General features: G+C 63.4%; 26 protein-coding genes, 1 tRNA gene and 1 other RNA gene. 10 read left to right on the forward strand and 18 right to left on the reverse strand.

The annotated features are described in order from the left end of the window. Positions 1 to 12: 12 nt before the first annotated feature. Both serC and gyrA read right to left on the reverse strand, forming a co-directional pair. The gene (gene serC, locus AC5I49_RS01145) at positions 13 to 1122 is read right to left on the reverse strand and encodes a 3-phosphoserine/phosphohydroxythreonine transaminase (protein ID WP_495788717.1); all 1110 of its coding nucleotides are present in this window, start codon (positions 1120 to 1122) and stop codon (positions 13 to 15) included. A 123-nt stretch (positions 1123 to 1245) separates the two neighbouring features. Further along, positions 1246 to 3900, reverse strand: a complete 2655-nt coding sequence (gyrA, locus tag AC5I49_RS01150) for a DNA gyrase subunit A (protein WP_495788718.1) — start codon at positions 3898 to 3900, stop codon at positions 1246 to 1248. A gap of 229 nt (positions 3901 to 4129) precedes the next feature. On the opposite strand from gyrA, the gene ompA reads away from it, so the two are divergent. The 4 genes from ompA (at position 4130) to ssrA (ending at position 6658) form a co-directional block, all read left to right on the forward strand. Continuing rightward, positions 4130 to 4789: an outer membrane protein OmpA gene (gene ompA, locus AC5I49_RS01155; RefSeq protein ID WP_016449510.1), complete on the forward strand. Its 660-nt coding sequence runs from the start codon at positions 4130 to 4132 to the stop codon at positions 4787 to 4789. An 85-nt stretch (positions 4790 to 4874) separates the two neighbouring features. Further along, positions 4875 to 5597 carry a bifunctional 2-polyprenyl-6-hydroxyphenol methylase/3-demethylubiquinol 3-O-methyltransferase UbiG gene (gene ubiG, locus AC5I49_RS01160; protein ID WP_017406940.1) on the forward strand — a complete coding sequence of 241 codons (723 nt, stop codon included), beginning with the start codon at positions 4875 to 4877 and terminating at the stop codon, positions 5595 to 5597. Positions 5598 to 5602: 5 nt separating this feature from the next. Next, complete coding sequence (locus tag AC5I49_RS01165) at positions 5603 to 6268, forward strand: HAD-IA family hydrolase (RefSeq protein WP_016449508.1); 666 nt, start codon at positions 5603 to 5605, stop codon at positions 6266 to 6268. Positions 6269 to 6280: 12 nt separating this feature from the next. Next, positions 6281 to 6658, forward strand: a transfer-messenger RNA (tmRNA) gene (gene ssrA, locus AC5I49_RS01170). A 76-nt stretch (positions 6659 to 6734) separates the two neighbouring features. Here ssrA and AC5I49_RS01175 read toward each other — a convergent pair. Together AC5I49_RS01175 and AC5I49_RS01180 are read right to left on the reverse strand one after the other, a co-directional pair. Further along, on the reverse strand, positions 6735 to 6953 hold the full coding sequence (locus AC5I49_RS01175; protein WP_016453327.1) for a hypothetical protein: 219 nt from the start codon (positions 6951 to 6953) through the stop codon (positions 6735 to 6737). Positions 6954 to 7015: 62 nt separating this feature from the next. Then, positions 7016 to 7312: an H-NS histone family protein gene (locus tag AC5I49_RS01180; protein WP_034364579.1), complete on the reverse strand. Its 297-nt coding sequence runs from the start codon at positions 7310 to 7312 to the stop codon at positions 7016 to 7018. A 466-nt stretch (positions 7313 to 7778) separates the two neighbouring features. Here AC5I49_RS01180 and AC5I49_RS01185 point away from each other — a divergent pair, with 466 nt between their 5' ends. Beyond that, positions 7779 to 11600 (forward strand): ExeM/NucH family extracellular endonuclease, encoded by a 3822-nt coding sequence (locus AC5I49_RS01185; protein WP_209802855.1) that lies wholly within the window; start codon positions 7779 to 7781, stop codon positions 11598 to 11600. 102 nt (positions 11601 to 11702) lie between these two features. Here the strand turns inward: AC5I49_RS01185 and AC5I49_RS01190 are convergent, their stop codons facing one another. Next, entirely contained in the window at positions 11703 to 11963 is a 261-nt protein-coding gene (locus tag AC5I49_RS01190; RefSeq protein ID WP_126312024.1) for a hypothetical protein, read from the reverse strand. Between the two features lie 610 nt (positions 11964 to 12573). Here AC5I49_RS01190 and AC5I49_RS01195 point away from each other — a divergent pair. Beyond that, the gene (locus AC5I49_RS01195) at positions 12574 to 12900 is read left to right on the forward strand and encodes a tetratricopeptide repeat protein (protein ID WP_495788719.1); all 327 of its coding nucleotides are present in this window, start codon (positions 12574 to 12576) and stop codon (positions 12898 to 12900) included. An 18-nt stretch (positions 12901 to 12918) separates the two neighbouring features. Here the strand turns inward: AC5I49_RS01195 and AC5I49_RS01200 are convergent, their stop codons facing one another. Continuing rightward, complete coding sequence (locus AC5I49_RS01200) at positions 12919 to 13383, reverse strand: ribonuclease HI family protein (protein WP_074931549.1); 465 nt, start codon at positions 13381 to 13383, stop codon at positions 12919 to 12921. A gap of 101 nt (positions 13384 to 13484) precedes the next feature. Here AC5I49_RS01200 and AC5I49_RS01205 point away from each other — a divergent pair, with 101 nt between their 5' ends. Further along, positions 13485 to 14108: a glutathione S-transferase family protein gene (locus AC5I49_RS01205; protein ID WP_016449502.1), complete on the forward strand. Its 624-nt coding sequence runs from the start codon at positions 13485 to 13487 to the stop codon at positions 14106 to 14108. 71 nt (positions 14109 to 14179) lie between these two features. On the opposite strand, the gene AC5I49_RS01210 is transcribed toward AC5I49_RS01205, so the two are convergent. Continuing rightward, positions 14180 to 14614, reverse strand: coding sequence for a YbaY family lipoprotein (locus AC5I49_RS01210; RefSeq protein ID WP_016449501.1), 435 nt, complete (start codon positions 14612 to 14614; stop codon positions 14180 to 14182). A 655-nt stretch (positions 14615 to 15269) separates the two neighbouring features. Here AC5I49_RS01210 and AC5I49_RS01215 point away from each other — a divergent pair. Then, positions 15270 to 15557: an H-NS histone family protein gene (locus AC5I49_RS01215; protein ID WP_016449500.1), complete on the forward strand. Its 288-nt coding sequence runs from the start codon at positions 15270 to 15272 to the stop codon at positions 15555 to 15557. A 639-nt stretch (positions 15558 to 16196) separates the two neighbouring features. Here the strand turns inward: AC5I49_RS01215 and AC5I49_RS01220 are convergent. Then, on the reverse strand, positions 16197 to 17306 hold the full coding sequence (locus tag AC5I49_RS01220) for an extracellular catalytic domain type 1 short-chain-length polyhydroxyalkanoate depolymerase (RefSeq protein ID WP_026062785.1): 1110 nt from the start codon (positions 17304 to 17306) through the stop codon (positions 16197 to 16199). A gap of 10 nt (positions 17307 to 17316) precedes the next feature. Continuing rightward, complete coding sequence (locus AC5I49_RS01225; RefSeq protein WP_126312026.1) at positions 17317 to 17736, reverse strand: CopG family transcriptional regulator; 420 nt, start codon at positions 17734 to 17736, stop codon at positions 17317 to 17319. A gap of 204 nt (positions 17737 to 17940) precedes the next feature. On the opposite strand from AC5I49_RS01225, the gene trhA reads away from it, so the two are divergent. Further along, positions 17941 to 18594, forward strand: a complete 654-nt coding sequence (trhA, locus tag AC5I49_RS01230) for a PAQR family membrane homeostasis protein TrhA (RefSeq protein WP_052151651.1) — start codon at positions 17941 to 17943, stop codon at positions 18592 to 18594. Between the two features lie 93 nt (positions 18595 to 18687). Here the strand turns inward: trhA and AC5I49_RS01235 are convergent. Next, positions 18688 to 18764 (reverse strand) — tRNA-Pro (locus AC5I49_RS01235). Positions 18765 to 18824: 60 nt separating this feature from the next. Continuing rightward, positions 18825 to 19073 carry a translation initiation factor IF-1 gene (gene infA / locus AC5I49_RS01240; RefSeq protein ID WP_012206460.1) on the reverse strand — a complete coding sequence of 83 codons (249 nt, stop codon included), beginning with the start codon at positions 19071 to 19073 and terminating at the stop codon, positions 18825 to 18827. 452 nt (positions 19074 to 19525) lie between these two features. Between infA and asd the strand changes: the two genes are divergently transcribed. After that, complete coding sequence (gene asd / locus AC5I49_RS01245; RefSeq protein ID WP_026062786.1) at positions 19526 to 20380, forward strand: archaetidylserine decarboxylase; 855 nt, start codon at positions 19526 to 19528, stop codon at positions 20378 to 20380. Positions 20381 to 20428: 48 nt separating this feature from the next. Here the strand turns inward: asd and AC5I49_RS01250 are convergent, their stop codons facing one another. The 7 genes from AC5I49_RS01250 to AC5I49_RS01280 form a co-directional block, all read right to left on the reverse strand. Continuing rightward, complete coding sequence (locus AC5I49_RS01250) at positions 20429 to 20701, reverse strand: hypothetical protein (protein ID WP_227468472.1); 273 nt, start codon at positions 20699 to 20701, stop codon at positions 20429 to 20431. A gap of 86 nt (positions 20702 to 20787) precedes the next feature. Beyond that, positions 20788 to 21840 (reverse strand): NAD(P)/FAD-dependent oxidoreductase, encoded by a 1053-nt coding sequence (locus AC5I49_RS01255; RefSeq protein ID WP_047326844.1) that lies wholly within the window; start codon positions 21838 to 21840, stop codon positions 20788 to 20790. A gap of 13 nt (positions 21841 to 21853) precedes the next feature. Continuing rightward, positions 21854 to 22183, reverse strand: coding sequence for a ferredoxin FdxA (gene fdxA / locus AC5I49_RS01260; protein WP_012206456.1), 330 nt, complete (start codon positions 22181 to 22183; stop codon positions 21854 to 21856). Positions 22184 to 22348: 165 nt separating this feature from the next. Next, positions 22349 to 23716, reverse strand: a complete 1368-nt coding sequence (locus tag AC5I49_RS01265; protein WP_160854612.1) for a sulfate adenylyltransferase subunit 1 — start codon at positions 23714 to 23716, stop codon at positions 22349 to 22351. Further along, a complete protein-coding gene (cysD, locus tag AC5I49_RS01270; RefSeq protein ID WP_016448348.1) occupies positions 23716 to 24648 on the reverse strand; it encodes a sulfate adenylyltransferase subunit CysD in 933 nt (310 codons plus the stop codon). The genes AC5I49_RS01265 and cysD overlap by 1 nt, the downstream gene beginning before the upstream one ends. Before the next feature lie 40 nt (positions 24649 to 24688). Then, complete coding sequence (locus AC5I49_RS01275; RefSeq protein ID WP_013801647.1) at positions 24689 to 25447, reverse strand: phosphoadenylyl-sulfate reductase; 759 nt, start codon at positions 25445 to 25447, stop codon at positions 24689 to 24691. Position 25448: 1 nt separating this feature from the next. Continuing rightward, the gene (locus AC5I49_RS01280) at positions 25449 to 25832 is read right to left on the reverse strand and encodes a DUF934 domain-containing protein (RefSeq protein WP_016448346.1); all 384 of its coding nucleotides are present in this window, start codon (positions 25830 to 25832) and stop codon (positions 25449 to 25451) included. Positions 25833 to 25859: the final 27 nt, after the last annotated feature.

Raw genomic sequence — 25859 nt, forward strand, 5'->3', positions numbered from 1 at the left:
GGGTGTGGTCGGTCAGGCGTTGCGCTGTTCGAATTCGCGCATGTACTCCACCAGCGCCTGCACGCCAGCGATGGGCATGGCGTTGTAGATGCTGGCACGCATGCCGCCGACGGACTTGTGGCCCTTGAGCTGCAGCAGGCCGCGTTCCCGGGCTCCGGCCAGGAAGGCGTCATTGCGCGACTCGTCGCGCAGGAAGAAAGGGATGTTCATGCGCGAGCGGCAATTGGCAGCGACCTTGTTCACGTAGAACGAGGACTGGTCCACGTACTGGTAGAACAGGTCGGCCTTGGCGATATTGCGCGCCTGCAGGGCCGCCACGCCGGTCAGGCCGCCTTCGGTCTGGCGCTTGATCCACTGGAAGGTCAGGCCCGCGATGTAGATGCCCCAGGTGGGCGGCGTGTTGTACATCGACTGGTTGTCGGCCACGGTCTTGTAGTCGAAGGCCGAAGGGCAGGCGGGCAGGGCGTGGCCCAGCAGGTCCTCACGCACGATGACCAGGGTCAGGCCGGCCGGGCCCAGGTTCTTTTGCGCACCGCCGAACGCCAGGCCCACGCGGCTCCAATCGACGGGGCGCGAGGCCACGTGCGAGGAGAAATCCACCACCAGCGGAGCATCGCAGCCCAGCGCCTTCAGGTCGGGCAGTTCCTGGAACTCCACGCCATGGATGGTTTCGTTGCTGCAGATGTGCACGTAGCTGGCGCCACGGCTCAGTTGCCAGCTTTCAGAGGCGGGCAGGGTGGTGAATTGGCTGTCCTCGCCGCTGGCTGCGATGTGTGCATCGGCTACGTACTTGCGTGCTTCCTTGGCCGACTTCTGGCTCCAGCTGCCGCTGAGCACGAAGTCCACCGTGCCGGCGCGCGACAGGTTCAGCGGAACGATGGCGTTCTCGGCCAGGCCGCCGCCCTGCATGAACAGAATCTTGAATTCGGGCGGCACGGCCAGCAGCTCGCGCAGATCGGCCTCGGCCTGTTCGTAGATGGAGATGAACTCCTTGCCGCGGTGGCTCATCTCCATCACGCTCATGCCGGACCCGTGCCAGTCGAGCATTTCGGCGGCTGCCTGCTGCAGCACTTCGGCGGGAATGGCGGCAGGGCCGGCGGAGAAGTTGTAAGGGCGGTTCATGGAGTTCACTGTCAAGTCACGCGCAGGCGCCAGTTCGGGCGGGGCCTGCAACTGTCAAAAATCTGGGCCGCCGCTACGGCTGCACTCCCGGTGTGGGAGGCAGCCCCAGCGGCGGCCGGGTCATCAGGCGGGCTCGCCCGTGCCTTCGGCAGCGGCTTCGTCGCCGCCCGGGGCTTCCTCGCCCTCGACTTCGTTGGCATCGTTTTCGACGATGCGCTGCAGGCCGCCCAGCTTGGCGCCTTCGTCCAGCGAGATCAGCGTCACGCCCTGGGTGGCTCGGCCCAGCTCGCGGATTTCCGAGACCCGGGTACGCACCAGCACGCCAGTGTCGGTGATCAGCATGATTTCGTCATCGGCGTGGACCAGGGTGGCGGCGACCACCTTGCCGTTGCGCTCGGACTGCTGGATGGCAATCATGCCCTTGGTGCCTCGGCCATGGCGCGTGTACTCGACGATGGACGTGCGCTTGCCGTAGCCGTTTTCCGTGGCCGTGAGCACGCTTTGCGATTCGTCCTCGGCCACCAGCATCGCGATCACGCTCTGGCCCTCTTCCAGGGTCATGCCCTTGACGCCACGCGCATTGCGGCCCATGGGGCGCACGTCGTTTTCGTCGAATCGAACGGCCTTGCCGCCGTCGCTGAACAGCATCACGTCATGCTTGCCGTCGGTGAGGGCTGCGCCGATCAGGAAATCGCCCTCGTCCAGGCCCACGGCGATGATGCCGGCCTTGCGCGGGTTGGAGAACTCGTCCAGCGCCGTCTTCTTCACGGTGCCCATGCTGGTGGACATGAACACATAGTGGTCGGCCGGGAAGCTGCGGTACTCGCCCGTCAGCGGCAGCACCACGTTGATCTTCTCGCCATCCTGCAGAGGGAACATGTTGACGATGGGGCGGCCACGCGAACCGCGCGAGCCCGCCGGCACTTCCCAGACCTTGAGCCAGTACAGGCGGCCGCGGTTGGAAAAGCACAGCAGGTAGTCGTGCGTGTTGGCGATGAACAGCTGGTCGATCCAGTCGTCTTCCTTGGTGGCCGTGGCCTGCTTGCCGCGCCCGCCGCGCTTTTGCGAGCGGTACTCGGACAGCGGCTGGCTCTTGATGTAGCCCGTGTGGCTGAGCGTGACCACCATGTCGGTGGGCGTGATCAGGTCCTCGGTGGACAGGTCCTGCGCGCTGTACTCGACCGTGCTGCGGCGGGCGCCGACCTTGCTCTGTCCGAACTCGGCCTTGATCTGCTTGAGCTCGTCGCCAATGATGGCCGACACGCGCTCGGGCTTGGACAGGATGTCCAGCAGGTCCTCGATGACGGACATCACGTCCTTGTACTCGGCGACGATCTTGTCCTGCTCCAGGCCGGTCAGGCGCTGCAGGCGCATCTGCAGGATTTCCTGGGCCTGGGTCTCGGACAGGCGGTACAGGCCATCGGCCTGCATGCCGAATTCGCGCTCCAGGCCATCGGGGCGGTAGTCGTCGGCATTGACCACGCCGCCATCGGTACGGGTGCGCGTCAGCATCTCGCGCACCAGCTTGCTGTCCCAGTTGCGCGTCATCAGCTCGGCCTTGGCCACAGGTGGCGTGGGCGCGTTGCGGATGATGGCGATGAAGTCGTCGATGTTGGCCAGCGCGACCGCCAGGCCTTCCAGCACATGGCCGCGCTCGCGCGCCTTGCGCAGTTCATAGACCGTGCGGCGCGTGACCACTTCGCGGCGGTGCTGCAGGAAGACCTCGACCAGATCCTTCAGATTGCACAGCTTGGGCTGGCCATCGACCAGCGCCACCATGTTCATGCCGAAGGTGTCTTGCAGCTGGGTCAGCTTGTACAGGTTGTTGAGCACGACCTCGGGCACTTCGCCGCGCTTGAGCTCGATCACCAGGCGCATGCCCGACTTGTCGGACTCGTCCTGGATGTGGCTGATGCCCTCGATCTTCTTTTCGTGCACCAGCTCGGCCATGCGCTCCTGCAGCGTCTTCTTGTTGACCTGGTAGGGCAGCTCATCGACGATGATGGCCTGGCGCTGGCCGCGGTCGATGTCCTCGAAGTGGCACTTGGCACGCATCACCACGCGTCCGCGACCCGTGCGATAGCCCTCCTTGACACCGTTGATGCCATAGATGATGCCGGCCGTCGGGAAGTCGGGCGCGGGGATGATCTCCATCAGCTCGTCGATGGTGGCCTGGGGCGTCTGCAGCAGGTGCAGGCAGGCGTCCACCACCTCGTTGAGGTTGTGCGGTGGAATATTGGTGGCCATGCCCACGGCAATGCCCGAGGAACCGTTGACCAGCAGATTGGGCAGCCGCGCAGGCAGCACCAGCGGCTCGCGCTCGCTGCCGTCGTAGTTCGGGCCGTAATCGACCGTTTCCTTGTCGATATCGCCCAGCATTTCATGGGCAATCTTGGACAGGCGGATTTCGGTGTAACGCATCGCCGCCGCGCTGTCCCCGTCCACCGAACCGAAGTTGCCCTGACCGTCCACCAGCATGTGGCGCAGCGAGAAATCCTGCGCCATGCGCACGATGGTGTCGTACACCGCACTGTCGCCGTGCGGGTGGTATTTACCTATCACATCGCCGACGATACGCGCCGACTTCTTGTACGGCCGGTTCCAGTCGTTGTTGAGCTCGTGCATGGCAAAAAGCACGCGCCGATGCACAGGCTTGAGACCATCTCGCGCATCGGGCAGCGCCCGGCCCACGATCACGCTCATTGCGTAATCGAGATAGCTGCGACGCATCTCCTCTTCGAGGCTGATGGGCAGGGTTTCTTTAGCAAACTGGGTCATGTGTGGCGATACTCTGACGGCGGGAAAAGGCCCATTTTAGGTCGAATGACGTGTAGCAGCCGAGCAACATAACCCTGGAATTCCGCCGCTGTCCTACTTGTTGGCCCCCGCTTGGCGGTCCGTCTGCATGTGACGTATGGCACAATCAATTCAACGTTTTTGGTGATGGTCACTGATGACGTCCACAGATTCGCAGCCCTGCTGCGGCTTTTTCCCCAAGAGGAGAACCATGAAGAAACTGAACAAAGTGGCGATGTTGTTTGCCTCTGCCGCCCTCGCAACGGCCGCTGGCGCACAAGTGAAGGCTGCTGACGGTGGCAAGACCATCGACAACTGGCAAAACGGCACCAGCGAACTGGTGTGGAAGAACGGCACGAACGAACTGTGCTGGCGCGATGCCAACTGGACGCCCGCCACTGCAGCTGCTGACTGCGACGGCGCTCTGAAGCCTGTGGCCGCCGCTGTGGCTCCCGCCGCAACGCCCGCTCCGGCAACTCCCGCACCCGCTCCGGCACCCGCTCCGGCCGTGGCCTCCAAGGTGACCTTCTCTGCCGACGCTTTCTTCGACTTCGACAAGTCGGTTCTGAAGCCCGAAGGCAAGGCCAAGCTGGACGACCTGGCCTCCAAGGTCAAGGGCATCAACCTGGAAGTGGTCATCGCCGTGGGTCACACCGACTCCGTTGGCTCTGACGCCTACAACCAGAAGCTGTCGGTTCGCCGCGCTGAAGCCGTGAAGGCTTACCTGGTGTCCAAGGGCATCGAAAAGAACCGCGTCTACACCGAAGGCAAGGGCGAAAAGCAGCCTATCGCCGACAACAAGACCAAGGAAGGCCGCGCGAAGAACCGTCGCGTGGAAATCGAAGTGGTCGGCACCCGCGCCGCCCAGTAATCTTTCGATTGCTTCTCGCAAAAGCCCCGGCAACGGGGCTTTTTTTATGGCTGAACGGTCGCCGCAATCGCCGACAATCGACGCCATGAGCAACGCAATCAACCTCAACGCCGACCCGGCGGAGCTGGAGAAATTCTCCAGCCTGGCCCATCGCTGGTGGGACCCGGAAAGTGAGTTCAAACCCCTGCATCAGATCAATCCGCTGCGGCTGGACTGGATCGATGCGCAAGTTCCCTTGAAGGGGCGCAGAATTCTGGATGTCGGGTGTGGCGGCGGCATCCTTGCCGACTCCATGGCGCGCAAGGGTGCGCGCGAAGTGGTTGGCATCGATCTGGCCACCAAGGCATTGCGCGTGGCCCAGCTGCATGCACTGGAGACGGGTACGCCCAACATCCACTACCACGAAGTCAGTGTGGAGCGTCTGGCACAGGAGCAGCCTGGTTCCTTTGATGTGGTGACCTGCATGGAGATGCTGGAGCATGTGCCCGATCCCGCCTCCGTGGTGTCGGCCTGTGCTGAGCTGGTCAAGCCTGGCGGCTGGGTGTTCTTCTCCACGATCAACCGCAGTGCAAAGGCCTTCGGTCTGGCCATCGTCGCGGCAGAGTACCTGCTCAAGATGATTCCCAAGGGAACGCATGAGTACGCGAAACTGATCCAGCCCAGCGAACTCGCCATGTTCGCCCGTCAGGCTGGCCTTGATCTGCAGGCCAGCAAGGGCCTGCAGCACAACCCCATCACAGGGCGCTACTGGCTCAGTGCAGACACATCTGTGAACTACATGCTGGCCACGCGCCGGGCCGAAGGGTAAGCCGCATGTGGAAAGAAGTCCGAGCCGTGCTGTTCGATCTGGACGGCACCTTGATCGACAGTGCACCAGACCTGGGCGCAGCCGCAGACAGGATGCGTACGGATCGGGGTATGCCTTCAATTCCCTATGAGCGATATCGACCCATGGCGGGCGCGGGGGCGCGGGGCATGCTGGGGGTGGGGTTCGGGCTCACGCCCGACTCGCCCGAGTTTGCGCAGATGCGCGAGGAGTTCTTCCGCAACTACGAGCAATGCATGACAGAGCGCACCTATGCGTTCGAGGGTGTCGAGGAACTGATTGCACGACTCCAGGCTGTGTCCATGCCCTGGGGCGTGGTCACGAACAAGTCCATGCGCTTTACCGATCCGCTGACGCAACAGATGCCGCTGTTCGCAACTGCGTCAGCCGTCGTCAGCGGCGACACCACGCCCCACGCAAAGCCCCATCCTGCACCCTTGCTGGAGGCTGCCGCGCGTATCGGCCTTCCTCCCGAGAGTTTTGTCTATGTCGGTGACGACGAGCGCGACATCGTTGCAGGCAAGGCCGCAGGCATGAAGACCGTGGCGGCTTGCTACGGCTACCTTGGCGCAGCCGGCGATACGCTGCACTGGCAGGCGGATGCCCAAATCAATTCTCCGCTGGAGCTCTTGAAACTGCTGGAAAGAGGCTAAGATAGGAGCCTTGGGGCTGTCCTGGTTTCGACGTGGGTTCGGGACCGGTGTGGTGCATGTCGAGCTTGATTGACGCTCGTAAATCTCCATTCAAAAAACTAACTGCAAACGACGAACGTTTCGCACTCGCCGCTTAAATCCGGTGAGCCTTGCAACAGCACGCTGATGGGCTGGGCAAGGGGGTAGCAATACCTCCCGGCTGCAAGGGAATTCACATCAGCTGGCTGCGTGCTGGGCTTCTTAGTACGTGGCAAGATCCAAGGAAGCTGGCATCCCGGGTAGCGTGCGCCTGCGCGACTCGGGAGGCGAGACTCAAAACAGAACGCTAAACATGTAGATCTGCCCGGCGAAGGCTTGCGGACGCGGGTTCAATTCCCGCCAGCTCCACCATCCAAGACACCGCCACACACTGAAGACCTCAGTGTGTGGCGGTTTTTTCTTGCCTGTTCGTTGCCTCGCGCCCTCCTCAGTGGCTGTTCATGTCGGGCATGGGCTGCTGGGACAGTTCCTGGATCAGCGTCAGGCGGAAATGTGCCAGGGCCTTGGCTCCATGCTGTATATGGTTCAGGTCTGCCACTCCGCCGATGCCCGACACCAGCAGTTCGGGCTTGGTCGACAAAATGACTTCTATGAAGTGGTCGGCCAGTTCTGCAGCCAACAGCGTGTCCGAGTTCTGTTTGCTCATGTGTGCTTCCTCCTGGTGATGGAAGCACATGGTATGGCATCGCGCCTGAATATGGCTGGCGATCAGATGGCGAGGCTTGCGCGGTCCTTGCCTTCTATCCACTTGGGCGGCTTTCCGCGGCCTGTCCAGGTTGCGCCGGTTTCGGGGTTGCGGAATTTGGGTTCGCCCACGCTGCGCTGTCCGGTCTGGCGAGGTTTGATCCTGGCGGAGGGGAAGACATCCTCTTTCGTCAGGCCATATTGCTGCACCATGGCCTTTGCTTCAGTGATCGCATCCGTTCTTGCGTGCTTGATCAGAGCGTCGATCTTTTTCTCAAGATCGGCTTTTTGTTGCAGCAGGGCCCTGTAGTCGGATGTCATGGCGATGATGATTTTCAGTGGGAGATGCGCGTGTATATCACGGGAATGAATTTTTTGTAAGTTATGAGTAAGAAAAAGAGTGTGGGAGTGTGCGGACGCACGAAAAGCCACCAGCGACGTGGCGCGTTCAAGACGGGTGACGAGGATGGTTGTGGCGACGAGGCGCGCCCAAGAAAAAGGCCAGCGGCTTGCGCTGGCCTGGGAAGAAAGAGCCGGTGCCTTTTTGAAGGCTTCCTGGGGGAATGAGAGGGAGGGAGGAGGAAATGCCCCAGGGCCGGCAATGAAACGATTCAGAAACTGGGTGCAATGATGCATGCCGTGTGGGGAGTGGTAGATGGGTGAGCGGCCAGTCTGCGCGTAGGACGCGGGAGCATCCGCCGAGTCACAGGCTGGTCATGTCCATGCGCGATAAACCGAAAGTTGCGCAACCACGGGGGGATGCGCATTATTTTTTTATTGCACATCCATGTCCATTGCCCGCACGCTGATTCCGTTTGTATTCAACCCGGCCAATCCGATGAGTCCGCCGCTGCAGCGCCATCGTTGGCGTCTGTATGGTGCAGGCCTGCTTCTTTCGGCCTCCGCCGGCGTATGGGCGCAGGTTCCTTTCACCGGCACCTATGCGCAGAATTTCGACACCCTGGCCGCGTCCGGGACGGGGCTGGCCTGGGCCAATGACAGCACCCTGCCGGGCTGGTTTCTCTTCAACAGGAACCTGGCGGGCATCACTGCATATGCGGCAGGCAATGGCGCGTCCAATGCCGGCAGCTTCTACAGCCTGGGGCTGGATGCGGACCGTGCATTGGGTGGCGTGGCATCGGGTGGAGCTTACTTTGGCAGCCCCTCCCAGGGTGCCGTGGCTGGCTGGATTGCGCTGGCGATGCGCAATGACACGGGCGGCGCGGTGGATGGCATCAGCCTGCGATTCAGTGGCGAGCAATGGCGCAATGGCGGCAACACCTCCGAGCAGCCCATGGAGCTGGAGTACGGCATGGGCGCGACCTTTGCCGATGTGCCTGAATGGCTGCCTGCCGGTGCGAATTTCAATTGGAAATCGCCGATCGCTACCGGTACTGCCGCCCCGGTGGATGGCAATGTGGCCGGACGGGTGAATGATGTGGGCGGCGATCTGCGCGGTCTGGGCTGGGCGCCAGGCGCCACGTTGTGGCTGCGTTGGATCGAGCTCAATGATGTGGGCAACGATCACGGCCTAGCCGTTGACGATGTCTCCATCGCCCTGGCACTGCCCGATACCACGCCACCCACTGTGCAGGCCACCATTCCTGCTGCGGCGGCAACCGGGGTGGCGCTGAATCCCGAAATCAAGCTGAGCTTTGATGAGGCGGTGAAACCCGGTAGCGGCAGCTTCGAACTGCGCCAGGGCAGCACCGTGGTGGCAATGCTGCAGGCTGGCGATGCGGCGAAGGTGAAATTCAGTGGCTCGACCATCACGCTCAACGCGGGTGTGCGGCTGGCGGTCAATACGTCCTACAGCCTAGTTCCCGTGGGCGAGCCGGTGTTGGATACCTCGGGCAATGTGTGGACCGGCACGGCGCTGGGCTTCACGACGGGGGACGAGCCGCCCATCACCAGAATTTCTGCACTCCAGGGTTCCGGCGACCAGTCTCCCCTGGTGGGGCAGAAGGTGACAGTGAGCGCCGTGGTAACGGCCTATATGCCAGGGTTGAGTGGCTTCTTCGTGCAGGAGGAGGAGGCGGATTCCGATGGCGATGCTGCCACCTCGGAGGGCGTCTTCGTCTATTACGGCAATGCGAATCCCGGGGTGGATGAGGGCACTGTAGGCAAGCTGGTGCAGGTCTCCGCCTCGGTGAGCGAGTTTCGCAACCAGACCCAGCTCAGCGCCGTCACGGACTTCGTGGTCCGTGGCGCGGCCGCCTTGCCGGAGCCCGTGCGCGTCACGCTGCCTGTCAGCGACATGGGGCAGTGGGAGCGTCTGGAGGGGATGCGTGTGGAGGTCGCGTCCGCCACTGCGGGCGGCAAGCTGGTGGTGAGCGACAACCGCACGCTGGGCCGCTACGGCAATGTCACGCTGTCTGCCGACGCGCCGCTGGCGCAGTACACCGAACTCAATGCGCCCAGCGTGACGGGCTATGCCGCCTATGTGCAGACATTGCAGCGCAGCCAGATCATTCTGGATGATCGCTCGGGCGCACAGAATCCCGCCTCTGTGCCGGGCCGCGGCGGACAGTCTCTGTCGGCCTCCAACACGCTGCGTGCCGGCGATGGCGTGGACCGTGTCATCGGCGTGCTCGATCAGTTCTCGGATGCAGCTGCCAGCGAGCCATATCTGACCAGCTACCGCGTACAGCCTACGCAGACGCCGCAGTTCTCGGGGGCGGCGCGTCCCTCGGCTGCTCAGTTGCAGCAGGCTGTGGGGGCGGTATCGCTCAAGATTGCCTCGGCCAACGTGCTCAATTTCTTCAACCTGACGGGCGCCACCAGCGGCTCTTCCCAGGTGATGTTCAGCACGCCCCTGGGCAATCAGCAGGGCATTCGTGGTGCCAACAGCATTGCCGAGCTGGACAGGCAGCGCGCCAAGATCGTGGCCAATCTGCTGGGGCTGGGCGCCGATGTGTATGGCCTGATGGAGGTGCAGAACAACGGCTTTGGCCCGGGCAGCGCCATCCAGGATCTGGCCGACGCCTTGAACGCGAGTGCGGACAAGCCTGCCGGCGCAGTGTATGCGGTGGTCAAGGCGCCTTTCAGCGAGGCTTCAGGTACGGTGGCGGGTGCTGGCACGGATGCGATCACCGTTGCCATCCTCTATCGCAGCGATCGTGTCACGCCGGTGGGCAGCGCAGCGGCACCCAGCGTCACCACCTACGACGCCTTCAACCCAGGCGTAGGCGGCGCACGCGTACCGATTGCACAGACTTTTGCGGTAGGCGGCAGCACGGAGCAGTTCACGCTGGTGGTGAATCACTTCAAATCCAAGGGCAGTGTGCTCAGCAGCCCGGGCAATGCAGACGCGCTTGACGGCCAGGGCGCCAACAACGCCGCGCGTGTGAAGACGTCCGAGCAACTGAGCAGTTGGCTGGCAACCCGGCCCACAGGCACGACCAGCCCGCATGTGGTGCTGGTCGGGGATTTCAATGCGTACTCGAAGGAGGACCCCATCAAGGCGCTGGAGGATGGCGGCTACGCCAAGGTGTCTCAGGGCCTGTCCTATGCGTTCGATGGAATGTGGGGCTCGCTGGACCATGTGCTGGTAAGTGCCAGCCTGCAGCCGAGCGTGGGGCGCGCGGTCAAGTGGGCCATCAATGCCGAGGAGCCTGAAGTCCTGGACTACAACCTCGAGTACAAGTCGCTGGACCAGCAGGCCAGCTTCTATGCGCCGACGGCCTATCGTTCCAGCGACCACAATCCGATTTTGCTGGGTCTGAATTTCGGTGGGCAGGCGCCATCGCTCAGTGGCTTGCCCGCCAATGCGCAATCCGTGGTGGTTGGCCAGGCGGCCGATCTGGCCGATGTGCAGGTGGCAGATGCCGACAGCCCTGTCGTGACGCTGTCCATTGTTGCCAGCAACGGGCAGGTGCTTGGACTCGAAGACGCCGATGCCGCGCAGCCGGGCATACAGTTGCGCGGCAGCCCCGCTCAGGTGTCGGAGCAATTTCGCTCCGCCGTCTATCTGGTATCGGTGGCCGGTTCGGCCAGCTTGCAACTGAGCGTGAGCGATGGGGTCCATGCGGCTGTGACTGCCAGCTATCCGTTGCTGGCGGCTGCTGCAGGTCCTGTGGACCAGGCCAACCGCTTCAACATCACCGGGTCGGGCCAGATGGCGGTATCGGGCGAAGTCGCCGGCGGCGGTATCAACTGCCGCCTGGCCGAGCCGCCTCAGGTCATGGCGGCGCCTGGCACACCGCGTCCGGGGGCTGTGGTGCCCCACGGACTGCTGAAGCTGAATACCGATGGCTGTGATGCGGGTGCGCTCGTGACTGTCAAGCTGACCTATCCCAGTGATCTGCCCAGCGGTGCCGAGTACTGGAAGTGGGGGCGCACAAGCGACAACGCCACGCAGCACTGGTATCGGATACCGGCAACGCTGCAGGGGCGCGTCGTCTCCTTCGTGCTGCGCGATGGTGGCCTGGGTGATGACGATCTGGTGGCCAACGGCCGGGTGGAAGATCCCTCTGCACTGGTTGTGCCTGCTGCGGCGGTCGGCGGCGGCACGCCAGCGGCGATTCCTTCACTGAGCGAATGGGCTGTGGCTCTGCTGAGTCTGATGATGGGCGGGCTGGCCATCCGTTTGCGCCGTCGCGGCTCCTGATCCGGCAACGGGAAAGGCCCGGCTTGCGCTTGGCGCGGGCCGGGCCTGTTGCATTGCGCGAAGGAAATCTGCAGTCAGGGCATTGCCTGGATGCGATGGAGTTCAGAGAAATTTGGCGTGCAGTTGCAGGCCGGTGCGCGATGGATGCGCGATGGCAGTGTTGAGGCGAAGAAAAAGCGCCTGCTGTGGACGCTGCCTCAATGCAACTGATGCATTGAATATCCAGAAATGATCGTGCTTTAAAAAAAGAGCCTGGCTAACCGGCATACCGCTGGCTGGCAAAAACGACTGCAGGCTGAACTGGCCTGACGAGTCGCCCCACGATGAAACTGAACTGCTGCAACACCATGAATGCTGCGGCATGGGTTGAATCATATACGCAAACAAGAATCATTCTCAAATAAACCTGTGCTTTTCTCTGGAATTGAGAAAAAACTTGCCTTTGTGCCCGTTTCGGTTGTTGCCAGGGCGCCTGAGCGATCGTCGTCAAGAAAAAACGCCCCGGCTGCGGAGGCGGCCGGGGCGCTGAATGGAGCGTTCCATGCGATCAATCCAGGAAGGACACATGGTAAGAGTTTGAAATGAGAGCGCTGGCGTCTGGCGCCTCCGGTCCTTCCTGGTTGTCAAGTGTAAATTGAAACAAGGTGCTTGACGGAGCTAACTCGGGTGAAGTTGCATGCAACTGAGTCGTAAATCCTGTTTTTCACACGCCATCGTGAGACCAGCCAGGCAGTGGGAATGCAAAAAGCCCGCTTGAAAGCGGGCTTTTTGCGGGTGATGTGGACGATGGCTCTTACGCGACCATCGTTTTACGGCAGAACGTCTCTGCGGCTGTCACCGTTGTTTTTTTCGTCGTAGTGCACGACGCGCCGGCGTGAGATACAGCATTGTCTGCGCAGACAACCGCGAGATTGTAGCATGACCGCAATTTCAGCTGGATCGAGAACATGCATTGCCACCAAAGGATGAAACCATGAACGAAATGACGCAAAGGCTCGAGGGCCTCCTGGCGTCCGGCAAGGACTCGGCTTTGATGCGCTGTACGTTGGGCAAGGCGTATCTTGATGGCGATGCGCCTGCTGTGGCGCACTCGCACCTGCAGCGCGCCACTGAACTCGATCCCGGCTATTCGGTGGCATGGAAGCTTCTGGGCCGGGCATTGCTGGCGCTGGACGATGCTTCGGGGGCTCGGCAGGCGTGGAGCACGGGGTTGGCCTGTGCGCAGGAAAAGGGAGATACCCAGGTCGTCAAGGAGATTGGTGTGTTCCTCAAGCGGCTGGACAGGCAGCAGTCCGCCTGAGTGCGGCTAAGCGCAGGGTCACGGCTGCAAAAGGGCCGCTCTGGCCAGCGCGTCGGCCTCGGTGTTGCGGTGACGAGGAATCCAGCGCAGTTGCACATGCTCGAACTCGGCCAGCATGGCGCGGGCCTGATCGAAAAGGTCGGCCAGCCGCACGATGGGCCTGGTGGGGCGGGGCGATGGCGCCAACTGCTCTACCAGGACGCTGCTGTCCGTGAAGATGGCCAGCCGGCGAGCCTGCAGGCCTAGCAGGGTCTGCAGCACAGCCATCAAGGCCCGCAGCTCGGCTTCGTTGTTGCAGCCTTGGTCGGGGCAGACCTGGGACAGAAGCTGCCGTGTTCCGTCGGGCGCCGTGATGACGGCTCCCAAGGCCATGCGACCCGGGTTGGGCAGTGCGCTTGCATCGATGTATGCAGTCCACAGGTCTGTGTCGGTCGGAGAAGGGCCAGAGTGGTTTCGGCGGGATGACGGCTGTTCCAGAGGCATGTCTGCATCATGCGGCAGCAGTGGGAATCTGACCGCATTCCTCATCGGATTGGACGGGACAATGCAGGATTGCAAATCACAGAAACCGAAGAAGGCTGCGAATGATCAGGATTCTGGGAAAGTCATCGTCCATCAATGTGCGCAAGGTGCTGTGGCTTTGCGTGGAGCTGGGAGTCTCGTTCGAACAGGAAGAGTGGGGTTCGGGCCATCGGTCAACGCAGGAGCCGGGATTTCTTGCACTCAACCCGAATGCCATGGTTCCCGTGCTGCTTGATGGGGCGCTGGTGCTGTGGGAGTCCAACACCATTTGCCGCTATCTTGCCGCGCGCCAGGCTCGGCATGACCTGCTGCCTGCAGCACCCGCAGAGCGCGCACGCGTCGAGCAATGGATGGACTGGCAGGCGACCGAACTGAACAACTCCTGGCGCTATGCCTTCATGGGATTGGTGAGAAACAGTCCGGAGCATCAGGATCCTGCGCTGCTGGCCAGCAGCATGGCGAACTGGCATCGCCACATGCGCATACTGGAGGAGCAACTGTCGCGCACAGGCGCCTTTGCTGCAGGCGCGCAACTCACCCTTGCCGACATCGTGCTGGGCCTGTCTGCCCACCGCTGGCTGTCTGCCCCGATGGATCGCCCTGACTTGCCCGCAGTCCGTGCGTACTATGAGCGGCTTTGCGAGCGCCCAGGCTTTCGCACGCATGGTGCCAACGGCATGCCTTGATGGCCGCCTGGTGCCCTCTGCGCTATAAAGCCCGCCGGAATGTCCTGCGGGCTTTGTCTTTTTAGGGAAGGTCAGGGGGCAACCCGCACCAGCACCATATCGGCCTTCGGGCCTGCTCCCCGGGTCAGGACCGGGTGGACGGTGTCATTGGTGAAGATGAGCTGGTTGCCCTGGGTGATGCGTGAGGTCACCGTATATTGCGCCGCAGGATTGAGACGATTGGGCTCCACGGGCAGCTTGTAGCTGAACGGGGGCTTGAGGCCTTCAAGCCGCACGGATTGCTGAGATATCACGGGGGCTGCGGCATCGGCGCGAGAGGTGTCCTGCAGCTCCACAACCAGCACGGCATCGGACGGGAGCGGCATGGGCTCTCTCAGATCGACCGTGCCCATGACGGCGGTGACCGGCGCGTTGGGCGAGGGCTGGGACTGGGCACATGCGCCCAAAAGTGCGGCGGCCATCACGATGGCGAGAGAGGTTCGGCGCTGGAGGATGTTGGGATTCATGGGAATTCCTTCTTGATTGGAAAGGTCCCAGTCTGGCTTGGCGCATTCTGGAGGGCTGTAGGAACGGGTTCCACAGAGGCTGCTGCCATTTCCCAAAGTCGCATACGCCGATCTGCGGTCGGTTTGCCAGCCAGGGCGACGGGCGTGTGAAAGATCAGGTCGCGCCGGCGCATGAAGGACGCTGCCAGACAGTCCACAGGGTTTCGGAGGGGGCTGCATCGTTCGAAGCCTGCGCCATGCCAAGAGCGATGGGTCAAGCGTCCCGATCTATTTGCTTTACTTCTCATCAATCCGCCGCTCCTCTTTGGGTGGTGAATCGTTCTTGCTTTTGCCATCGCTCGCCGCAGGCGAGAGCACCGTTTCTTTTGACGTGTCTGGGCAACTCTCCCCACATCGCGGCTGCCGAGGGCAAGTCATTGCAGCCCAAGGGGCTGACTCCTTGGCGCGCACAGGTGTGCGCAAGTGTGCAGAGGTGCGGCAGCGATCGATCTGGGCAGCCGCCGCGTCGGCCACGGAGCCTCGCCCACGGGTGTGGCGTGCCGCGCGGAAGGGCTTCTCTGTCCCAGCACACGGCTGTGGAAAGCGTGTGCCTTGGGGTGCGGAGCATTTTTTGAATAGAATGCGTTTTTGCTAGCATGCATCCAAAGAAAAAGCCATGACATCTGATTACAAGACTCTCCTTCAGCAAAAGGCCGAGATCGAGGCTCGCATTGCCGAGGTCCTCAAAGCCGAAAAAGGCGGTGCCATCGCCAAGGTCCGTGAACTGGTCCAGCAGTTCCAGTTGACCCAGGAAGACGTGTTTGCTACCGGTAAGCGCAAGTCTCCTGCTGGCACAGGCGTGGCCAAGTACCGTGATCCGTCCACTGGCGCAACATGGACCGGCCGGGGCAAGCCTCCCGGCTGGATCAAGGACGCAGCGGACCGAACCGCTTTCGAGATCTGAATCTGATCAAGGGCCCGCAGTCGCGGGCCTTTTCTTTTGTGGGTCCCCGTGTGGTTTCGATCGGCCGGCAGCTGTCCGGGAAAGTGCGACTGAGCGCTGTCTTGCCCGAAGGTCTCCCAGACCGAGCTGGACATGTGCAAGAGCGCGGTAAAGGTATCTCTCGCGGACCATGCCGCTGGCGCTGGCAGTGCGTCCACCGCGCATTACTGCGCAGCATCTGCTGCCATGCGGGCCTGCAGGCCAGGCCTCCAAGGAAATCCTGGCTTTCACTGCATATCCTTCGCAGTCGTAGCCGGACTTATCAAGGTCTCCAGCATGGACAAGGATGGACAAGGCTCTTGCATTCCAGCTTCCGAAATGGTCAGGGCTGCGCTTATCTCATCTGGCAGAGCTTTCGACCCATCGTTGAATTTCATATGGCTGCCTTGTCTCTTGTATCTGGCGGTGATTTCCCATGCCTTTCGAGGCAGCTTGACTCCATGCAGGCAAAAAAGGGCCCTGGGGGCCCTTTTGCTGTCCTGGTCAGCCCATTTATTGCTGAGCCTGCTCTTCCGGAGTAATAGGCCCAAGCGCAACCATTCCTAACCCTTGTGAGCCTTTGAAATCATGTGGTTGGCGAATGCGAGCAGCGGCGCCGAATCAGCAGTTGCGCGCACGCTGGTGCGAAAGGAAAAAGCGCAGCATCTCGGCGCTGGCGTCGATTCCTCCCGGCGCGGTGTAGCTGCCCGCTGCGCTGCCGCCGGACCAGGCGTGGCCTGCGCCATGCAGTTGCCAGTGCTCGATGGCGGTACTGCCATCGGCTGCGATATAGGCAGAGCGGGTGAACCGTTGGCGGTTCGGCGCATGGCCCTGGCTGACGCGAGGTGCGCCTGTGGGGCTTTGCGCGCTGCGTGCAGCATGCACGACGGCCGCGCCGTTGTCGTGATGCACCGTGGTGTCCGCGTCACCATGAAACACGATCACTGGACACACGCTGGGGCCGCTGGCCGAGCCAGATGCTGCGCCTCTTCGCATCGCCTCGAGGGCTGAGGGCAGATTGGACGCGGCACCGGCGGCCAGGCCCGAATGCACGCCCACGGCGGCGAACAGCTCGGGATAGGTGCGTCCCAATATGTCCGCCATTGCACCTCCGGCCGAAAGTCCGGCGACATAGACCCGCGATGCGTCCGCTCCATGGTCGGCCATCACCTGGCGCGTGAGGCCTGCCAGCAGTGCGGGCTCGCCCCGTCCCCGTTGCTGGTGCTGGGCCTTGAACCAGTTCCAGCACTTTTGCGAGTTTGCATGCTGTGTTTGTTCGGGATAGAGCACCAGTACGCCAGCGCTGCGCGCCTGGTCATTCATGCGCGTGCCGGCGGCGAAGTCTTGCGGCCCTTGGGTGCAGCCGTGCAGCATGAGGATGAGCGGGCGAGGTCCTGCTTCGAGGGCACTGCCTGGCGGCACGTACAGCCGATAGGCCAGCTGCCGGCCTCCGTGAGAGTAGCTGCCGAGCAGCCATTGCTCGTCGCTGGAGGTGCCTGCCTGCGATGTGCCCGCAGGCACGGCGAGTTCGGGAGCATCGTCGATGAAGCGGGCTTCGGCATCGACGATCCAGCCTGCATCCCGATGACTGGTTGCGGCTGGCTTGTCGTGGGGTGTGGGCGCACTTTGGCCTCGCAGCGTGCGCTGAATCAGCTCGGTGGCTTCCAGCAGATGGCCGGTGCGCGTCAGGCGTGTCGCCTCGCCCAGCATGTCTTGAAAAAGCTGTTTCATGGAATGGTTCTCAGGTAATGCGGCCGGCCAGAGCGGCACGAACGGCGGGGCTGGCCTGGAGCGCTCCCAGCACCGTGATGGATTCGATGGTTTCGGCGGCAAGCTGCGCAGACACGTCCTGCGCGATGCTGGCCAGGCCCAACACGCGGATCTGCAGCTTTTCCCCGGCAGCCTGCACCCGCATGAGATCGGCCTGGGAGAAATGCTGCATCCCCAGGACCAGCATCTTGCGGGCGACGACCTGTTGCACCGCGTCCGCATGGCTGCGCAGGTGATTGCGTATCGCTGTGCGGATGAAATCGCTGCGGTTGGCGTAGAAGCCTTCGGCGACCAGCAGGTCGATCTGGCCCAGGTCGACATAGCCCAGATTGATGGTGAGCTTCTCGGATTCGCTCACGCGAGGGTTGGAGGTGGTTGTGTTTGCGGCCATGAAACATCCTTATGACATCCATATGGATGGTTTGGGGATGGTTTCAAGGCCTGGCGTTGCAATTTGACGCGGCGCGTCGTGGGGTATCCGGCGGGCGGCGCTGCAGCGTGTGAGTTGCAATCATTGCCCTGTCACGTCTGAGCCGTAAGGTGGCGGAGCCGGGCACGGCGTCCGGCGTTCCTTGGTCATGCGACAGGAGGCTTCATGCCAGACTTGCAGGCAGGCTTGCCGAGCGGCACGAGCGTTTGGTGCCAGCCCGGCGAGCGGTTCAATACCTGGAGTCATCTGGCAGCCCTGCTCGTGGGCGTGGTGGCCAGTGTGGGCCTCATCTGCGAAACGGTGGCCGGCGGCGATGCGCGCAAGATTGCGGGCTCTGTGGTGTTTGGCCTCTCTCTGGCGGCGCTGTTCGGTGCCTCGGCCCTCTTTCATGGCTGCACCGGGGCACGCAAGCGTTTTTGGCAGCGCGTCGACCACGCCTGCATTTACCTGCTGATTGCCGGCAGTCACACGCCCTTTGCCTTGATGGCGCCCTCTGGCTTGTGGGCTTGGTCCTTGCTTGCCGGTGTATGGGCGCTCGCATTGCAGGGCGCGATACGTGCACTTGGTTTCGATTCGCCGCCGCGCCTGTCCCTGTACATCAGCCTCGGCTGGCTCAGCTTAGGGGGCGCGGTGCCGATGGCCTTGCGCCACGGTGCGCAGACCCTGGCCTGGCTGCTCGCGGGCGGACTGCTCTATTCGGCAGGAACGGTGTTCTACCGAAGCCTTTCGAGCATGCGCCATTCGCATGGCATCTGGCACCTGTTCGTAGTTGCCGGCAGTGCCTGCCATACCGTCGCGGTGGTCGGTTTGCTGGCCTGAAGCGAGGGCTCGTGCTGGCGGCGCTGCGTTGGACGCTTTGGATTCTGTTAGACAAAAGCCCCTGGCTCTTTCGAACCAGGGGCTTGAATCATTTGGTCGGAGCGGCGGGATTCGAACTCGCGACCCTCTGCTCCCAAAGCAGATGCGCTACCAGGCTGCGCTACGCTCCGACTAAAACGCTATTGTAGCGTCAAAAAAATGGGTATTTTCGCAATGTGCGAATTTTCTGTTCAACGCGATCCAGGGCCGGGGCCACGGTTGGCCAGGTGGCGGAAGGTGATGCGGCCCTTGGTGAGGTCGTAGGGCGACATCTCTAGCGATACCTTGTCGCCAGCCAGGATGCGGATATGGTGCTTGCGCATCTTGCCGCCGGTGTAGGCGATCAGCTGGTGTCCGTTTTCCAGCGTCACACGAAAGCGAGAGTCAGGCAGGACTTCCGTGACGGAGCCTTGCATTTCAATCAGTTCTTCTTTGGCCATGTGTTCAATCTCTTAGGTCTGGGTCGGTTGCGGCACTCATTTGTCGGAACCACGAAAACCTTGCCTGGCCCACAGAACATGGGGTACGTGGTCAGGCTGAAAAGGCTGTGGATGTTCTGCGCAAAAGGCGCAGACCGGACAGAGGACCAGGTCACAACGGTGTCGCAAAGACGAAGCCCGGCAACACCTAAACTTCCTGATTCTACAGTGTTGTATTCGTCGCCGTGCGGGCGGTGTTCAAAGCGGCCATCGTACGCAAAACACAGGTCGGATTCGTGCTGGGACGGCGAGGCTTTTGTCATCCGCGTGTGATGAGATGGCCTCGAAAAACGTGTGCGAGGCTTTGGGGCGGTCCGGCCAGGGTTGAAGGCCGCGGTAGCCGAGGAGGGGCGATGGTCGCGGGTTGGCTAGAATCCGCCCACAGCTTCTATTACTTTTATAGCAAAACCTCGATGTCTGATCGACTTGCCGTTCTCTCCCAGTATCTTTTGCCCAAGCAGGCGCTGACTGCCGTCATGGGGCGCCTGGCCCAGGCGCGTGCGGGTGACCTGACCACGGCAGTCATCCGTCGCTTCATTGCACGCTATGGCGTGGACATGTCGGAGGCGGCCGATTCCGATCCTGCGGCCTATGCCAGCTTCAACGAGTTCTTCACGCGGGCGCTCAAGCCCGGTGTGCGGCCGCTGGCTTCGGCTGACTGGGTCTGTCCTGTGGATGGCGCCATCAGCCAGATCGGCGCCATCGAGGGCGAGCAGATCTTCCAGGCCAAGGGGCACAGCTACAGCGCCACGGCGCTGGTCGGTGGCGATGCGCAGCTGGCGCGGCAGTTCGACAACGGGCATTTCGCCACCATTTACCTGAGCCCGCGCGACTACCACCGCATCCACATGCCCTGTGCCGGCCGGTTGCGTCGGATGATTTATGTGCCCGGCGAACTGTTCTCGGTCAATCCGGTCACGGCGCGCGGCGTGCCGGGCCTGTTTGCGCGCAACGAGCGCGTGGTCTGCGTCTTCGATACGGACCACGGTCCCATGGTGCTGGTGCTGGTGGGGGCCACCATCGTGGGCAGCATGGGAACGGTGTGGCACGGCATCGTCAATCCGCCGCGGCCCGGTCGCATCCAGGACTGGCGCTACGACGACCAGTCCATCGTCCTGGGCCAGGGCGAGGAAATGGGGCGCTTCCAGCTGGGCTCCACCGTCGTCATGCTGTTTCCCGCATCGGCAGGGCTGCGCTTCAACGCGCAGTGGACACATGCCGCGCCCGTGCGCCTGGGCCAGAAGATGGCCGGGCGCGGCGAGGCCTGAGTCTCGAAGGATCGTCGATGAAAAACCGGGCCCAGGCCCGGTTTCCTGTCAAAGAATCCAGCTCAAGGCTTCAGGGCGCCGCTGTGTGGTGAACATCGAGGGTGCGATGCTCAGCCGCTCTGGCCTGACGGGGTCTTCATGGCCGACCAGATAGACCATCAGTTCACGGCGGCGCAGTATGACGTGGCTGACCTTCTCGGCCTTCCCGTTCTGTGTGACCTGCGTGCCCGGGCGGAACAGCGGCATCTGGAAGGTGAAGCTGCGCGGATCGGCCGGTGGCGCGACGGCAGTGCTGGGAGGGGCTTCTAGAGTGGCAACCATAGGCTTGATGTGCATGAGTGGACGCTGCCCACCTTATCGGCACTGCCGCGCCGAACTGTAGGGTCGCCGGGCGGCGACCACCAAGCTCAGGCGTCCGGATGGGAAACGCCGAGGATGGCGTGCAGCCGTGCGCTGGTCGTCGTGTACTGCAGCAGCGGTTTCTCGCCCTGCAGGTACTCGGCGGCGGCAAAGGCCGCCATGGTGGCTTCGTGGAAGCCGCACAGGATCAGCTTGTGCTTGCCCGGGTAGCTGACGATGTCGCCGATCGCATAGATGCCTGGCGCATCGGTGGCCTGGGTTGCAGGGTTCACCAGCAGCTGCTTGCGCTCCATGGCCAGGCCCCATTCGGCGACCGGGCCCAGGCGGGGGGAGATGCCCAGGCAGACGACCAGTTGCTGCGCCGCCAGTTCATGCTCCTGCCCTTCGCCATCCATCCACTGCACGGCACGCAGCAGGCCTGAGTCGGCATGCAGTTGCGTGATCTGGCCGATCACCACGCGGATGGCGCCGCTGTCGCGCAGCTCCTGCAGGCGCTCCAGCAACGGCGCCGAAGCCTGGAAGGCGTCGCGGCGGTAGAGCAGGCAGGTGGTCTGGGCCTTGTCGGCGCAGGCAATGGCCGCGGCCACGGCCTCTTCGTCGCCACCGTGGACGATGGCGGTCCGGCCGCGCACCATTTCCAGATCGGCGGGATGGTAGTGGAGCTGGCCGGCAGCCAGCCGCTCCACGCCGGGCACCTTCAGCGCCTTGGGCACAAAGGCGCCCACGCCAGCCGCAATGAAGACGCTGCGCGCATGCAGTTCAAGGCCTTGCGAGGTCTGCGCCAGCCAGCGGCCATCGTCCATGCGCTGCAGCTGGGCGACCTGCTGGGAAAGGTGCAGTTGCGCGTCCATGGGCGCGACCTGCCGCTGCAGCAACTGGACCAGTTCATGGCCCGTGCACACCGGAATGCCGGGAATGTCGTAGATGGGCTTGTCGCCGTACAGCTGCGCGCACTGCCCGCCCACATGGGGCAGGGCATCGACGACATGGCAGCGGATGCCTTGCAGCCCCAGCTGGAACACCTGGAACAGGCCCGCCGGGCCTGCGCCTATGACGAGGGCATCGGTCTGGATCGGTTGCGCGCCGGAGGTGTCTTGCATGGGCTGCGCGGCTTCAGCGTTCGAGCTGGTCCAGCTTGCCGGGCTTGCCGTTCCAGTCGTCGGCGTCGGGCAGCGAGGCCTTGCGCTTGGTGATGCTCTTCCAGCCCTTTTCCAGCGACAGCTCGGCATTGAGCTTGATGAAGGCGAGCTGGTCGGCGGGGACGTCTTCCTCGGCAAAGATGGCATTGGCCGGGCATTCGGGAATGCACACGGCGCAATCGATGCACTCGTCAGGATCGATCACGAGGAAGTTGGGGCCTTCGCGGAAGCAGTCCACGGGGCAGACATCCACACAATCTGTGTATTTGCACTTGATGCAGTTTTCGGTGACGACGTGAGTCATGGGAGTCTTTTATTTGCGGTGTGAATGTCGGTATCAACCCGGGATTCTAGAATTTTTCGGAACACGGTCCTGCACATGCAAGAGATTCTGGCGCGGACTGCTGCGGTTTTCTGAAAGCCCACGAGCCGGCATGTGCCGGCTCGCGAAGCGGGACTGTCCAGTTGCTCAATCCAGCAGTGCAGCGCCTGCGGTAGCGTGGCTGGCCGTGTCCACGAGGATCAGCGCACCCAGCTGGCGGGCCTGGGTGAAGGGCGCTGCGGGAATGCTTTCCTGCAGCAGCAGCTCCACGCGGCCGATGGCGTTGGGCTCCAGCTGGGTGGCCTCTTCCTGGGCCAGCGTGTGGATGTTCAGGCGGTGCACCACGCGGCGGGCCTTGGCCTTGATCCAGCGGTGGCCGTGCAGCGCCAGGTAGGTGCGGCCGGGGACCAGCGGCTGCTCGTCCATCCAGGCCACGGTGGCGGTCAGCTCGCGCTGGCTGGGCCATGCGGGCTCCGCTTGCGGGGCGTCGAAGTCGTCATCGGCAGTGACCGCTGCAGCCACCGGGGCGGCGACGATCCAGTCGCCGCGCGAGACATCGACCTCGCGGTCCAGCGTGATGCCGGCCGACAGGCCCGCGTCGATGGAGCCGGGAACGCGGGCATGGTCCAGCACCTGGGCAATCACGGCCTGCTGGCCGCTGGGCAGGATCTGCACGGCGTCGCCCACGCGTGCGCGGCCTGCGGCCACGCGGCCCCAGAACACGCGGCGGCCCTGGCTGGTATCGGCCGAGGACGAGAATTTCTCCACCCACTGCACGGGGAAGGCCAGCGCCAGGCCGGTGTCGGTCGGCGTGTTGGGCAACTGCTCCAGCAGTTGCAGCAGGCTGGGACCGTCGTAGCCGGCCCAGCCGGGCTCGGCGTTGACCACGTTGAAGCCCTTGAGGGCCGAGACGGGCACGGTGGCCGCGGAGGCGATGCCGGCCTCGGCCGTGAAGCGCTGCAGCGCGCCACGGATGTGGACGAAGGCCAGTTGCGGGTCTTCGACGGCGTCGAGCTTGTTGACGGCAAACACCAGCGAATGCACGCGCAGCAGGTGGGCCAGCAGGCTGTGGCGGCGCGTCTGCGGCAGCAGGGTGAGCTGCGGGTTCTTCCAGTCGAGCTTGGTGGCATCGACCAGCACCACGGCGGCGTCGGCGCTGCTGGCGGCGGTGACCATGTTGCGCGTGTACTGCTCATGGCCCGGCGCGTCGCCGATGATGAACTTACGGCTTTCGGTGGCGAAGTAGCGGTAGGCCACGTCGATGGTGATGCCCTGCTCGCGCTCGGCCGACAGGCCGTCGGTCAGCAGCGCCAGGTCGGTCTCGCCGCTCTTGGTAACGCCGGCGAGCTGGTCCTGGAGCACGGCACGCGTGTCCACCAGCAGGCGGCCGATCAGCGTGCTCTTGCCGTCGTCGACGGAGCCGCAGGTGATGAAGCGCAGGGCCGAGGCGTTGGAGGCCTCGGTGGCGGGGGAATCCGCAACGGCTGCGCCGGCGGCAATGCTTGCGGTGGTCATCAGAAATATCCGTCCTTCTTGCGCTTTTCCATGGAGGCTTCGCTGGTCTTGTCGTCCATGCGCGTGGCGCCGCGCTCGCTGACATCGGCGGCCAGGGTTTCGAGCACGATGTCGGCCGCCGTGGCGGCATCGCTTTCCACGGGGCAGGTGCAGGTGATGTCGCCCACGGTGCGAAAGCGCACGTCGCGCACCACGACTTCCTCGCCGTCGCGCGGCGGTGTGAGTTCGGTCACGGGCACCAGCAGGCCGCGGCGTTCCACCACTTCGCGCTTGTGCGTGTAGTAGATGCTGGGCAGGGCGATCTGCTCGCGCTCGATGTATTGCCACACGTCGAGTTCGGTCCAGTTGCTGATGGGGAACACGCGGAAGTGCTCGCCGGGGGCCAGACGCGTGTTGAACAGCGTCCACAGTTCGGGGCGCTGTGCCTTGGGCTGCCATTGGCCGAAGCTGTCGCGGTGGCTGAAGATGCGTTCCTTGGCGCGGGCCTTTTCCTCGTCGCGGCGCGCGCCGCCGATCAGGGCGTCGAAGCGGAATTCATCGATGGCCTCCAGCAGCGTCACCGACTGGTGGACGTTGCGGCTTTCGCCCGGATGGGCCAGGCGCACGGTGCCGCGTGCCATGGAGTCCTCGACGCTGCGCACGATGAGTTCGGCGCCGAGCTCCTTGGCGCGCAGGTCGCGGAAATCGGTCACTTCCGGGAAGTTGTGGCCGGTGTCGATCATCAGCAGCGGGTAGGGGATGCGGCCCTTGCCGAAGGCCTTTTCGGCGCAGCGCAGCATGACCAGCGAGTCCTTGCCGCCCGAAAACAGCAGGGCGGGGCGCTCGAAGGCGGCGGCCACTTCGCGCAGCACGAAGATGGTTTCCTCTTCAAGGGCGTCGAGGTGGCGGTTGCTGAGATGGCTCAGCACGGAGGTGTCCACACGGGCGTTCATTTCTTGGTTTCCAATCAAATCGGTGTCAAACGCTGTCGTTTCACTTCTTGGCGTGCAGCCCGCATTCCTTGGCCGCTTCGTCCTCCCACCACCAGCGGCCGGCGCGGAAGTCTTCGCCAAGGCTGACGGCGCGCGTGCAGGGTGCGCAGCCGATGCTGGGATAGAACTGGTCGTGCAGCGGGTTGTAGTCCACGCCATGGCTGGCGATGTAGTGCCAGACATCGCCCTGGGTCCAGTCGGTCAGCGGGTTGAACTTGGTCAGGCCCTTGGTCTCGACCTCGCTGCGGTCCACGGCGGGCACGTCGGCGCGGGCATTGGACTGCTCGCGGCGCAGGCCCGTGATCCAGGCGCTCTTGCCGGCCAGCGCGCGCGCCAGCGGCTCCATCTTGCGCACGCCGCAGCAGGCCTTGCGCAGCTCGATGCTGCGGTACATGGCGTCCTGGCCGTTGTCGCGGATGAAGTGGATCACCGATTCGAGCTGCGGCCGGTAGACCTTGACGCTCAGGCCGGGCAGCGACTGGGTGCGCTCCAGCAGGGCCAGGGTCTCGGTGTGCAGCGCGCCGGTGTCCAGCACGAAGACGGGGATGTCCAGGCCCAGGCGGTGGATGATGTCGGTGATCACCACATCCTCGGCGCCCAGGCTGGAGGCCTGCGTCACGGCCTCGGCGCCCAGCGCCGCTGCCTCGCGCAGCAAGGCCTCGGTGGCGGCCAGCTTGTCGGCAAAGCCGCTGCTGGCTCGGCCGTTGACCTCGGTGGCCTTGGCCGATGCCTGTCGCGACAGAAAGCTTTGCGCACCCATGTCAGGCCGCCTTGACGAAGTGGGGCTCGGGATGGACGGCATCACCCTGGTAGAAGCCGTGGAAGCGGTCCAGCTGGCGCTGGGCATCGGAGATGTCCACGCCTTCGCGCAGCACGGCCACGTCGAAGCCGCAGCGCTGCATCTGCACCAGCTGGTCGATCAGCACGTCGCCCGTGGCGCGGATTTCTCCCTGGAAGCCCAGGCGCTTGCGCAGCAGGCGGGCCTGGCTGAAGGCGCGGCCGTCGGTGAACTTGGGAAAGTGCAGGTCGATGCGCTGCACGCCGGTCAGGTCCAGCGTGAAGGGGTCGGCGTCATTGGCCGGGGCGATGACAGTCTGCTGGCCTTCGGCCGGGCTTTGGTGCTCGTGGGCGGCGATGATTTTCATGGGGATCTCCTGCGGCTCTCACCTGGG

It is taken from the genome of Delftia sp. (assembly GCF_059499305.1).

Coding starts and splice junctions, on each gene's coding strand:
- AC5I49_RS01175 (WP_016453327.1), bottom strand. CDS start 6,953: ATGAGCAAACAGAACTCGGACACGCTGTTGGCTGCAGAACTGGCCGAC.
- AC5I49_RS01215 (WP_016449500.1), top strand. CDS start 15,270: ATGACATCTGATTACAAGACTCTCCTTCAGCAAAAGGCCGAGATCGAG.
- AC5I49_RS01225 (WP_126312026.1), bottom strand. CDS start 17,736: ATGGCCGCAAACACAACCACCTCCAACCCTCGCGTGAGCGAATCCGAG.
- AC5I49_RS01200 (WP_074931549.1), bottom strand. CDS start 13,383: ATGCCTCTGGAACAGCCGTCATCCCGCCGAAACCACTCTGGCCCTTCT.
- asd (WP_026062786.1), top strand. CDS start 19,526: ATGTCTGATCGACTTGCCGTTCTCTCCCAGTATCTTTTGCCCAAGCAG.
- fdxA (WP_012206456.1), bottom strand. CDS start 22,183: ATGACTCACGTCGTCACCGAAAACTGCATCAAGTGCAAATACACAGAT.
- AC5I49_RS01280 (WP_016448346.1), bottom strand. CDS start 25,832: ATGAAAATCATCGCCGCCCACGAGCACCAAAGCCCGGCCGAAGGCCAG.
- trhA (WP_052151651.1), top strand. CDS start 17,941: ATGCCAGACTTGCAGGCAGGCTTGCCGAGCGGCACGAGCGTTTGGTGC.
- AC5I49_RS01185 (WP_209802855.1), top strand. CDS start 7,779: ATGTCCATTGCCCGCACGCTGATTCCGTTTGTATTCAACCCGGCCAAT.
- AC5I49_RS01275 (WP_013801647.1), bottom strand. CDS start 25,447: ATGGGTGCGCAAAGCTTTCTGTCGCGACAGGCATCGGCCAAGGCCACC.
- AC5I49_RS01250 (WP_227468472.1), bottom strand. CDS start 20,701: ATGGTTGCCACTCTAGAAGCCCCTCCCAGCACTGCCGTCGCGCCACCG.
- cysD (WP_016448348.1), bottom strand. CDS start 24,648: ATGAACGCCCGTGTGGACACCTCCGTGCTGAGCCATCTCAGCAACCGC.
- ubiG (WP_017406940.1), top strand. CDS start 4,875: ATGAGCAACGCAATCAACCTCAACGCCGACCCGGCGGAGCTGGAGAAA.
- gyrA (WP_495788718.1), bottom strand. CDS start 3,900: ATGACCCAGTTTGCTAAAGAAACCCTGCCCATCAGCCTCGAAGAGGAG.
- serC (WP_495788717.1), bottom strand. CDS start 1,122: ATGAACCGCCCTTACAACTTCTCCGCCGGCCCTGCCGCCATTCCCGCC.
- AC5I49_RS01265 (WP_160854612.1), bottom strand. CDS start 23,716: ATGACCACCGCAAGCATTGCCGCCGGCGCAGCCGTTGCGGATTCCCCC.
- AC5I49_RS01165 (WP_016449508.1), top strand. CDS start 5,603: ATGTGGAAAGAAGTCCGAGCCGTGCTGTTCGATCTGGACGGCACCTTG.
- AC5I49_RS01210 (WP_016449501.1), bottom strand. CDS start 14,614: ATGAATCCCAACATCCTCCAGCGCCGAACCTCTCTCGCCATCGTGATG.
- AC5I49_RS01190 (WP_126312024.1), bottom strand. CDS start 11,963: ATGCCGCAGCATTCATGGTGTTGCAGCAGTTCAGTTTCATCGTGGGGC.
- AC5I49_RS01195 (WP_495788719.1), top strand. CDS start 12,574: ATGAACGAAATGACGCAAAGGCTCGAGGGCCTCCTGGCGTCCGGCAAG.
- AC5I49_RS01205 (WP_016449502.1), top strand. CDS start 13,485: ATGATCAGGATTCTGGGAAAGTCATCGTCCATCAATGTGCGCAAGGTG.
- AC5I49_RS01220 (WP_026062785.1), bottom strand. CDS start 17,306: ATGAAACAGCTTTTTCAAGACATGCTGGGCGAGGCGACACGCCTGACG.
- ompA (WP_016449510.1), top strand. CDS start 4,130: ATGAAGAAACTGAACAAAGTGGCGATGTTGTTTGCCTCTGCCGCCCTC.
- AC5I49_RS01255 (WP_047326844.1), bottom strand. CDS start 21,840: ATGCAAGACACCTCCGGCGCGCAACCGATCCAGACCGATGCCCTCGTC.
- AC5I49_RS01180 (WP_034364579.1), bottom strand. CDS start 7,312: ATGACATCCGACTACAGGGCCCTGCTGCAACAAAAAGCCGATCTTGAG.
- infA (WP_012206460.1), bottom strand. CDS start 19,073: ATGGCCAAAGAAGAACTGATTGAAATGCAAGGCTCCGTCACGGAAGTC.